The 3,386-nt window shown below is 70.6% G+C and carries 1 protein-coding gene and 1 pseudogene; both read right to left on the bottom strand.

From position 1 onward, the window contains the following. Positions 1-11: 11 nt before the first annotated feature. On the bottom strand, positions 12-2,138 hold the full coding sequence (locus G3N58_RS33550; RefSeq protein ID WP_206001337.1) for a glycosyl transferase family protein: 2,127 nt from the start codon (positions 2,136-2,138) through the stop codon (positions 12-14). An 11-nt stretch (positions 2,139-2,149) separates the two neighbouring features. Further along, positions 2,150-3,386 (bottom strand): annotated as a pseudogene (locus G3N58_RS33545) (cellulose synthase); the annotation flags it as partial.

The raw sequence follows: 3,386 nt of genomic DNA, 5'->3' as shown, positions 1-3,386 counted from the left end.
CGCGACAGGGCTCATGTGACGGGCACCCCCGCCTCGCGCGCGCGGGCCTGCGCCGCGATCGCATCGTTGAGCGCGCTGCTGCTGATTACGCCGCGCGCCACCATGAAGTCGCCGATACGGCCGTCGCGGTCCGGGCGATAGAGGTTCAGCGCCGCGTTGAAGCGCTCGCGCGTCACGTGGCCGAGTTCGATCAGCAGATCGCCGAGCAGCGGAACACGCGCGGCGGCCGGCTCCAGCGCTTCGGGCGTGCCGCGCAGCAGGCGCAGGCCCGTCACGACGTCGCTTTCGCGCGCGATGTGCTGCGTGACCGGCTGCCCGAGCGCCTCGGCAAGCTCCGCCAGCGTCGGCTCGGGCAGCGGGCTCGCGGTAAGCAGGATCGCGCGGCCGGCCGCGTCGGTGCCCTGCACCAGCACGCGATGACGGATCGACGCATCAACTGGCAGACGCGCGCGATCGGCGTCGAGCTGGCGCAAATCGAGCGCCGCATGCGGCAGGTCGGCCTGGAACGCGATCGCTTCGGCGAGCGTTTCCTCGTCGAGCCAGCCTTTGGCCATCAGCACGCGGCCGAGCGGCGCTTCGCGCGCATACCAGTCGTCGAGCGCATGCGCGAGCTGCTGCTCGTCGATCGCCCGCCACGACAGCAGCAGCTCGCCGAGCCGCTGGCGGCGGCCGCCCGTCAGGCCGTCCGCGGTCGGAAAATCGTGCATGGTCTTGTCCCACGCGAGCCGCTTGCCCGTCGCGAGGTGGACGAGAAACAGCCGCCACGCACGCGACACGGCCAGAAAATTGACGAAGTTGCCGACCACCATGCGCGGAATCGACATCGCGCCGTGCTCCCAGCCGTACAGCCGCGTCACGAAGTAGACGCGCTGCACGACGCGCAGCAGCAGCGCCACGGCATTGAGCCCGAGCACGACGTGCATCCACGTGGAATTGACGAACGGCGACGGCAGCAGCGCCACGGGCAGCCCCAGCGCGCTGGCGCCCATGAACAGCAGGAACTGGATCAGCAGCGCATAGGCGGCCATGCTGACGAACGCGGTCACGATCCCCTTGCGGTCGCGAAACAGCAGGTAGCGGTGGGCGAGCGAGCCGCTCCAGCCGGTGTGCTGCCAGCCCTGCAAGCCGATGCCGAGGGCCCAGCGCGCGCGCTGGCGGTAGGCGGTGCGCAGCGTGTCGGGGAAGAACTCGCGCACGCACAGCGGCATCGTGATGGTGACCTCGCGCGGCTTGCCCAAACCGAACCACGTCGCGCGGCGGGAGCGGAACTGCACCGGAAAGCGCGCGAAGATCGACTGCATGCCGAGCCTGGCAAGCCGCGCGCCGACGTCATAGTCCTCGGTCAGGCTGTCGGTGTTGAAGGGCTGGTTCTGCGTGCTCTCGGCCAGCGCGAGCAGCGCGCGCCGCGAAAAACAGGTGCCCACGCCCGCCGACGGCACCGCGCCCGCGAGACTCTCGCGCACCACGAGGTCCTTCGCGTGCCACTCGGCGAACTCGTCCATGTAGGTGCCGGCCACGAGTTCGTACCAGTGCCGCTCCAGCGAGGCAACCGGCAGCTGGATCATGTCCTTGCGCGGCAGCAGGTAATTGAAGAACTTCAGCTCGACCGGATGCAGCACGTCCTCGCTGTCGTGCAGCACGACGCCCGCGAATTCGATCCCCGCCTCGCGCTCGTGGCGAAAGATCGCCTGGATCACCCAGTTCAGGCAGTCGGCCTTGCAGGTGGGTCCGTCGTGCGGCACCTCGACGCGGTGCAGTTGCCGGTAGCGGCGGCGCATGCGCTCCACTTCCGCAATGGTCTGCGCGTCGTTGCGATAGGTGCCGACGAACACCATGTAGTTGCGGTAGTCGAGCACGCGCACCATGTCCTCGATCATGGCGGCGATCACGTCGTATTCGAGCCATGCCGGCACCATGATCGCGAGCGGCTGCTCCTCGCGCGCCTGCAACTGCGCGACCGTGAGCGGCCGGTAGGCACGCTTGACCGTCGCGGCGCGCCACGCCTCGCGCGCCCAGTACCACAGATCGATGAACAGGTCGTCGAGCGCGGACAGCAGGATCAGCACCGCGACGAAGCCCGCGCAGTACTGCAGCAGTTCGAAATACTGCGCGGCGTAGTACCCGGAATACAGACCCATGGCGCGCGGACTCACTCGCCGGCGGACCGGCGCGCCTTGCGGCGACGCACGAAGGCGGCCAGCAGCAGCAGCGCGACGAACCCGGCCACCACGACGGCGGGCACGAACCAGATGAGCCACTGGCGCGTCCACGGCGTGGCGGCGCTGCCCGTCTGCGGCGCCAGATCGCCTTCGTGGATGGTATCGAGCTGCTTGAGCACGCCGCTGCGGTCGATCACGGCGACGTCGCCGTGCGAAAGCTGGAAGGCCGTCGGCAGCGGCGGCGCATGGGTGCCGACGCTGCGGTAGACCACGCCTGCCGTGCCGCCCGCATGCTCGACGTCGATCACGCCGACTTCGGCCAGGTTGGCGACGCCGCTCACGTCGTAAAGCATCGCACCGCGCGGGCCGGTAATGGTCAGGCGGCCGTCCGCGATGCGCACGTGCGACTTCGGATCGGCCAGCGGCACGTCGATGGCGAGAAACGCGCCGGCGGGCGCCGCTGCTTGTCCGTCCGGGCTCACATTCAGCGCCGCGCGTTGCGGCGCGACGCCGGCCGCGTTGGCCAGACGCGCCACGCGCGGCAGCGTCGCCGTCGCGTCGGCGAGATACGACGCCGGCACGACCAGCGTCGCGCCTTGCGCGAAACGCCCCACCATGCCGGTGAAGGTGTCGTCGCCGTCGGCGCGCGCGAGCGTCAGATGACTGCCGGGCAGAACCGCGGCCGGATAGCCCTGCGCCATCGCGCAGCCGCTGCCGGGCTGGCGCTGGAACGTCACGCGCAGCACGTTGCGGGCCGCGAGCGCGGCGCGCGGAATGTGAGCGGTGACGCGCTGTGCGCGGCCGCCGGCGTCCAGCAGCTGCGCGCCGATCAGCACGTCGTTGAAATAGATCGATGCGACCGGCCTCGCGCCATCGCTATTGGGCGCGCCCGCGAGATCCAGCACCACGGCGTCGGGCAGACGGCCCGCGCCCGCCACCGCGCCGAGGTCGAAGGCGGCGCTCCACGACGCCTGGGCGTACACGTCGAGTGTCGCCGGTTCGCCGCCGAGCGCGGAAAGCGCGACGACGTCGGCCCGGCCGTTGATGCTGCTATCGATGCCGTGCACGACGAGCTGGTTCGATACGTTGATCGTGCGCCAGGCCTGCGCAAGCACGCCGATGGCCTGGCTGTCGCCGACCGCGATCGCGGCCTGTCCGCCGACGCGCACGAGGCGCGCTTCGCCGGCCGCGAGCGGCGCGACGAGCGGCCCGGCGACGCGCTTGCGC

The organism is Paraburkholderia sp. Ac-20342 (genome assembly GCF_017104985.1).
In the GTDB taxonomy this organism is placed as follows: domain Bacteria; phylum Pseudomonadota; class Gammaproteobacteria; order Burkholderiales; family Burkholderiaceae; genus Paraburkholderia.
The sequence above is the reverse complement of the archived record's forward strand: the minus strand, read 5'-3'. Positions and strand labels throughout refer to the sequence as shown.

Coding starts and splice junctions, on each gene's coding strand:
- G3N58_RS33550 (WP_206001337.1), bottom strand. CDS start 2,138: ATGGGTCTGTATTCCGGGTACTACGCCGCGCAGTATTTCGAACTGCTG.